Source organism: Promicromonospora sp. NPDC060271 (assembly GCF_042726755.1).
Lineage (GTDB): Bacteria > Actinomycetota > Actinomycetes > Actinomycetales > Cellulomonadaceae > Promicromonospora.
Genome location: NZ_JBHXBG010000255.1, coordinates 1 through 5,340 on the forward strand (window position 1 = coordinate 1; position 5,340 = coordinate 5,340).

A 5,340-nucleotide genomic window follows, 5' to 3' on the forward strand; every position below is an offset into this window, starting at 1 on the left:
CTTCTTCGGAAGTGCGGCCCGTCGGCATTTCCACGCTGACGCGGTCGCCGTGCCGGCCGACGCCCGCAGAGGCGGCGATCGTCCTCAGACAACTCCAAGGCAATTCCTTTCAGCAAAAATCCATTCGCGCACGTTCCCTTCATGCCTTTTCCTTGGAGCCACGCCGCGCCAGGAATTGCCCCATGCGCACTTGACCTGTTGAGTTGTCTTCAGCGCGCAGACGAAAACGGCGGCACGGGAGGGCAGATGATCGAGGACGTGAAGATCGACGGCCACACGGGGGCGGCAGGCGGCGCCCCGACAGGCACGCCGGAACCCGAGCGGCCCGCATCGCTGGGGAAGCTCGTCGAGCAGATCTCCGACCAGGCATCGAGGCTCGTACGCGCGGAGATCGCGCTCGCCAAGGCGGAGCTGGCCGAGAAGGCGAAGAAGTCCGGCATCGGTATCGGACTGCTGGTCTTCGCGCTACTGATCCTCGTCTACACCGTTGGCGTGCTGCTCCTGGCCGCCGTGTACGGCCTCGGGACGGTGTGGCCGCTGTGGCTGTCCGCGCTCGCCATAGGCGGGTTCATGCTGCTCGTCACGGCCGTCCTGGCCCTGGTGGGCGTGCAGCTCCTGAAGAAGGGCACCACCCCGCCCGAGAGCGTCCAGCGGGTGAAGGACGACATCGCGTCGATCAGGGAGGGGATGCACCGATGAGCACTCCGACAACACCGCCGCCCAGCAGCCATGAGCTCGAGGCCGAGGTTCTCCGCACCCGTGCGGAGCTCGCCGCGGCCATCGACGAGCTGACCACCCGCCTGAGCCCCGGCTATCAAGCCGCCCGCATCGCGCGCGAGGCCAAGCAGGCCGCCAGCGACGCCGGCGCGATGGCTACCGGCGCGTTCGGCAACAAGAACGGCCCGGCGCAAGATCCGCGCCGGGCCCGCAACGCCAAGCTCCTGATGGGAGCCACGCTAGTGGTGGTCATCGGTACGGCAGTTGCCGTGACCGCCGTACTCAGGCGCGCGCGGGGCTGAGCTGGGGGGCAGCACCCGGCGCGCCTTCGTTTCTGCTTGCCGACCAATCCGTCAACGACGCCTGACTAGTTGTCAGAGTCGCCCGAGCTGTCCGCTGCCGCACCGAGCAGCGCCCGTACCTCGGACTCCTTGTAGCGGCGGTGACCGCCAAGTGTCCGGATCGACGAGAGCTTTCCCGCTTTTGCCCAACGCGTTACTGTCTTGGGGTCAACACGGAACAAGCTCGCTACCTCGGCGGGCGTGAGCAGGACCTCGGATTCTCCGTGGATGGACATCCCCGCACCTCCTCCGGAACGGTGTCGGCCTGGCCGTACCAGGCGGTTGACGACACCCGCTCTTGCACCATTGTTAGCAGCAAACGGGATTTAGGCGACTTGGGGGAGCGGTTTATTTCCTCACTTTCTCGAGGCCTCGCCACGCGCGCCCGTTTCGGGCGTGTCTCGGACACGTGCGACACGCCAATGCCACTATCCGGTCGCACCTCGTCGCCGCGAACGGCCGGCGGCAGGGGCGGAGCCGGTCGACATCCGCACGTCAACCAGGAGTCGGCAAAGCATCAGGGAAAGGCGCCCCGCGCCCGAGAGCGGGATTCTGTCGCCGCACGGCCTCGACCCCGACCAGTTGGCCGCCATGGCAATGTACCAACCAGGTGTCAGCCATGTGTTCGTCAAGGAACTGGCCGTCTGCGAGCGAGACGTGGCGGTCCGGGTGATCCGAATGTCACATCAGGCGATCGGACGAATCACGTCCACGGACTGGAAGAAACGCCGTACCAGCATGTAACGTTGGAACCTGGACAGACGAAACGCTACGGGGCCGCACGTCCATGCACGGTGCCGCCCCGCTCCTACGTTGAGGGGGGTCGGAGCCATGGGCCGCGGCCGTCAGAAGGCTAAGCAGACCAAGGTTGCTCGCGAGCTGAAGTACTACAGCCCGGACACCAATTATCACGCCCTCGAGCAGGAGCTCAGCGGAAGCTCCCGCACGGATGTTGCGACACAGTCGCGGTGGGACGCCCCGGAGGACGAGGAGTACGACAACAGGTACTCCGACTGGCTAGAGCAGGACGGCAACACGCGTTAAAGGTGCCGGCGCCTTAGCGCCGGCACCGCGCTCAGCCCTCGATCAGGTCTCCCTGGTCCTGGCTCCGCATCATCAGCGGTAGTCGTTCACGAGCCTGACAGCGCCGCCGGATACGCCCTTCGTCCCTGCGACCAGGTCCTCCTGCGCCGCAGAGGCATCCAGGGTCTCGACGCTCCCGAGCGTCCACGCGGGCACGCCCAGCGTGGACAGACGGGAGAGGGCAGCGGCGGCGCCGTCAGCGCCAACTACCGCCACCATGCCAACGCCCAGGTTGAGGGTGTTCTCCAGGTCGCGGTTCGGGACGCCGCCGAGGTCACGCACCATGCGGAACACCGCCGGCACGTCCCAGGACGCGCGATCGACCGTGGCGACCAGCCCAGCCGGGAGCACGCGCGCCAGGTTCGCGGCGAGGCCGCCACCTGTCACGTGCGTGAACGCGTGGACCTGTGCCGCCTCGTCCGCGGCGAGGGCCAGGCAGTCCGTGGCGTAGACGCGCGTCGGCTCCAGAAGCTCTTCGCCCAGCGCCCGGCCGAGATCGTCCACGTGCCGGTCGAGGGACCAGCCCGCATGCTTGATCACCGCGCGCACCAGCGAGTACCCGTTGGAGTGCAGACCGCTGGACGCCATGCCGATCAGCACGTCGCCGGGCTGGACCCGGTCCGGACCGAGGACCTTGTCGGCCTCCACGATGCCCGTGGCGGCCCCCGCGACGTCGTACTCGTCGGGCTTCAGGAGGCCGGGGTGCTCGGCGGTCTCGCCACCGACCAGCGCGGTGTCGGCCACCTCGCAGGCCTGCGCGATGCCGCGGACGATGTCCGCGATCCGCTCTGGCACCACCTTGCCCGTGGCGATGTAGTCGGTCATGAACAAGGGCTTGGCGCCGATCACGACGATGTCGTCGACGACCATGCCCACCAGGTCGAACCCGATGGTGTCGTGCTTGTCCATCGCCTGCGCGATCGCGACCTTGGTGCCGACGCCGTCGGTGGACGTCGCCAGCAGCGGCGCGCGGTAGCCCTTGAACGCCGACAGGTCGTAGAGGCCGGCGAAGCCGCCCACTCCGCCGAGCACTGCCGGACCCTGCGTGCGGCGCACGGCGTCCTTCATGAGCTCGACGGCCTTGTCGCCCGCCTCGGTGTCGACGCCGGCGGCGGCGTACGTCAGGCCTTCGGATGTCACTGGTGCTCCATGAGGGTGGTCGGTGCGGGTGAAGCGGTGTGCTGGTGAAGCGGTGTGGTCACGGGTGATCGAGCGCGGTCGCGCCGCCCCTGCTCACGGCGAGCTGCTTGAGCCCGTCCTCGGGCGGGCCGAGCGGCAGCTCCGCCTGCTCGAGCAGGTGCTTGCCGAGCTGGTCGTCCGGGGGCAGCTCGATCGGGTACTTGCCCGTGAAGCAGGCCGCGCAGAGCTGCGAGCTGGGCTGCTCCGTGGCGGCGATCATGCCCTCGGTGGTGATGTAGCCGAGGCTGTCGGCGCCGAGCGACTGGCCGATCTCGTCGACGGCCAGGCCGTTGGCGATGAGCTCGGCGCGCGACGCGAAGTCGATGCCGTAGAAGCAGGGCCACTTCACCGGTGGCGACGAGATGCGCACGTGTACCTCGGCGGCGCCCGCCTCGCGCAGCATCCGGATCAGGGCGCGCTGGGTGTTGCCGCGCACGATCGAGTCGTCCACGACCACGAGGCGCTTGCCCTTGATGACCTCGCGCAGCGGGTTGAGCTTCAGGCGGATGCCGAGCTGCCGCAGCGTGTCGGACGGCTGGATGAACGTGCGGCCAACGTAGGCGTTCTTGGTGAGGCCCTGGCCGAACGGGATCCCGGACTCCGCGGCGTAGCCGACGGCGGCCGGGGTGCCGGACTCCGGCGTCGGGATCACCAGGTCGGCCTCGACGGGGTGCTCGCGCGCGAGCTGGCGGCCCATCTCGACCCGGGCGGCGTGCACCGATCGGCCGTTGATCGTGTTGTCCGGCCGGGCCAGGTACACGTACTCGAAGACGCAGGCCGCGCGCTCGGGCTGGGCGAAGCGCTCCGAGCGCATGCCGTCGGCGTCGATGCAGATGAGCTCGCCGGGCTCGACGTCGCGCACGTAGGACGCCCCCACGATGTCCAGGGCGGGGGTCTCGCTGGCGACCACCCAGCCGCGGTCGAGGCGACCGAGGACGAGCGGGCGCACACCCTGCGGGTCGCGGGCCGCGTACAGGGTGTTCTCGTCCATGAAGACGAGGGAGAAGGCGCCGCGCAGACGCGGGAGCACCTCCAGCGCCGTAGCCTCGAGGGTGCGGTCCGCGTCGCCGGCGAACAGTGCCGTGATGAGGGCGGTGTCGGTCGTGTTGCCGCGGGCGAGCTCGCCCCGGCGCTGCGCGCCGTAGCGCTCGGCCACGAGGTTGACGAGCTCCGCCGAGTTGGTCAGGTTGCCGTTGTGGCCGAGGGCCACCGTGCCCGACGCCGTGGCGCCGAGCGTGGGCTGGGCGTTCTCCCAGGTCACGCCACCGGTGGTGGAGTAACGGCAGTGCCCGACGGCGATGTGGCCGGTCAGGGCGTTCAGGGCTGTCTCGTCGAAAACCTGGGAGACGAGCCCCATGTCCTTGTAGACGAGGATCTGCTCACCGTTGCTGGTGGCGATGCCCGCGGACTCCTGTCCGCGGTGCTGCAGGGCGTACAGACCGAAGTACGCGAGCTTGGCGACCTCCTCGCCGGGTGCCCAGACCCCGAAGACGCCGCATGCGTCCTGGGGGCCCTTCTCGCCGGGCATGAGGTCGTGGTTGAGTCGGCCATCTCCGCGCAGAGGCATGCCCCGAGTATCCCATGCGGCCGGATCGAAGTCGTCAGACCGACCTGTGACCTCCGCGTCAGCGGCCGCGCAGGCTCCGGCGGTCGGCGAGCACGGCGAACAGCCCGGCCAGCAGCGTGGTCACCATCGTGACGAAGGCCGTCAGCACCGTGACGTACACGCCGGGCTTCATCATGGCCGCACCGGAGGGCGAGTTCACCAGGTACAGGGACAGGCCCAGCCCGAGAACTATCCCGATCAGCGCGCCGGTCCAGAAGAACGCCTTGTACCGCGGAGCCCGGCGAACGCTGGCCGGGTCGATGACGTCGCGCACCTCCACGTCGTCGGCGGGATCGCTCGGTGCCTGGGTCTCACTCACGAAACCAGGGTACGCGCCCAGGAGGAGCCACCCGAAGACGCGACCACCGGGACGGCGAAGTAGAGCGCCTGTCCGAGTCTCCCTGGTCTCACCAG

At 69.0% G+C, this 5,340-nt stretch carries 7 protein-coding genes; 3 read left to right on the forward strand and 4 right to left on the reverse strand.

The annotated features are described in order from the left end of the window. Nucleotides 1–246: 246 nt before the first annotated feature. Nucleotides 247–699 carry a phage holin family protein gene (locus tag ACFWE2_RS24250; protein ID WP_377226772.1) on the forward strand — a complete coding sequence of 151 codons (453 nt, stop codon included), beginning with the start codon at nucleotides 247–249 and terminating at the stop codon, nucleotides 697–699. Beyond that, complete coding sequence (locus ACFWE2_RS24255; RefSeq protein ID WP_377226773.1) at nucleotides 696–1,019, forward strand: DUF3618 domain-containing protein; 324 nt, start codon at nucleotides 696–698, stop codon at nucleotides 1,017–1,019. The genes ACFWE2_RS24250 and ACFWE2_RS24255 overlap by 4 nt, the downstream gene beginning before the upstream one ends. 65 nt (nucleotides 1,020–1,084) lie before the next feature. On the opposite strand, the gene ACFWE2_RS24260 is transcribed toward ACFWE2_RS24255, so the two are convergent. Beyond that, entirely contained in the window at nucleotides 1,085–1,294 is a 210-nt protein-coding gene (locus ACFWE2_RS24260) for a BldC family transcriptional regulator (protein ID WP_108495333.1), read from the reverse strand. Between the two features lie 595 nt (nucleotides 1,295–1,889). Between ACFWE2_RS24260 and ACFWE2_RS24265 the strand changes: the two genes are divergently transcribed. Further along, entirely contained in the window at nucleotides 1,890–2,102 is a 213-nt protein-coding gene (locus ACFWE2_RS24265) for a DUF3073 domain-containing protein (protein ID WP_377226774.1), read from the forward strand. 72 nt (nucleotides 2,103–2,174) lie between these two features. Here the strand turns inward: ACFWE2_RS24265 and purM are convergent, their stop codons facing one another. The 3 genes from purM to ACFWE2_RS24280 are packed head-to-tail and all read right to left on the reverse strand — an operon-like array spanning nucleotide 2,175 to nucleotide 5,245. Further along, nucleotides 2,175–3,281, reverse strand: coding sequence for a phosphoribosylformylglycinamidine cyclo-ligase (gene purM, locus ACFWE2_RS24270; RefSeq protein WP_357503867.1), 1,107 nt, complete (start codon nucleotides 3,279–3,281; stop codon nucleotides 2,175–2,177). A 58-nt stretch (nucleotides 3,282–3,339) separates the two neighbouring features. Continuing rightward, nucleotides 3,340–4,887: an amidophosphoribosyltransferase gene (gene purF / locus ACFWE2_RS24275; protein WP_377226775.1), complete on the reverse strand. Its 1,548-nt coding sequence runs from the start codon at nucleotides 4,885–4,887 to the stop codon at nucleotides 3,340–3,342. Between the two features lie 58 nt (nucleotides 4,888–4,945). Beyond that, on the reverse strand, nucleotides 4,946–5,245 hold the full coding sequence (locus ACFWE2_RS24280; protein ID WP_377226776.1) for a hypothetical protein: 300 nt from the start codon (nucleotides 5,243–5,245) through the stop codon (nucleotides 4,946–4,948). Between the last annotated feature and the right edge of the window lie 95 nt (nucleotides 5,246–5,340).